The sequence below is a fragment of the Blastococcus sp. KM273129 genome, assembly GCF_021698995.1.
Taxonomy (GTDB): Bacteria; Actinomycetota; Actinomycetes; order Mycobacteriales; family Geodermatophilaceae; genus Blastococcus.
This window is the reverse complement of the sequence record NZ_SSXB01000238.1, coordinates 1-221: the sequence shown is the minus strand read 5'-3', so window position 1 is coordinate 221 and position 221 is coordinate 1. Positions and strand designations below refer to the sequence as shown.

Sequence of the window (221 nt, the reverse complement as noted above, 5' to 3'; positions counted from 1 at the left end):
ACCGGGTCTGGCTGAGCTCCAGTGCGGCCGGAATGGTCGTTGAGCCGCTGTCTCTGCCAGTGCTGCGTCCCGGTCTGGAGACATTGCAGCGGCTGGTGCGCGAGCATGCGGATGGCCGCGATCCGGTGTTCGCCATCGAGGCGACCGGCGGGCTGCATCAGGTGTGGGTCCGCGAGCTGGACCAGCGGTTTCCCGGATCGGTGCGGCTGTTCGCGCCGTCG

1 protein-coding gene is annotated in these 221 nt (G+C 69.2%); it reads left to right on the top strand.

Annotated elements, in window-relative coordinates; translation table 11 throughout:
• Positions 1 to 221, top strand: a 221-nt coding sequence (locus tag E9565_RS22150; protein ID WP_236836755.1) for a hypothetical protein, incomplete at both ends; no start/stop codon positions are given.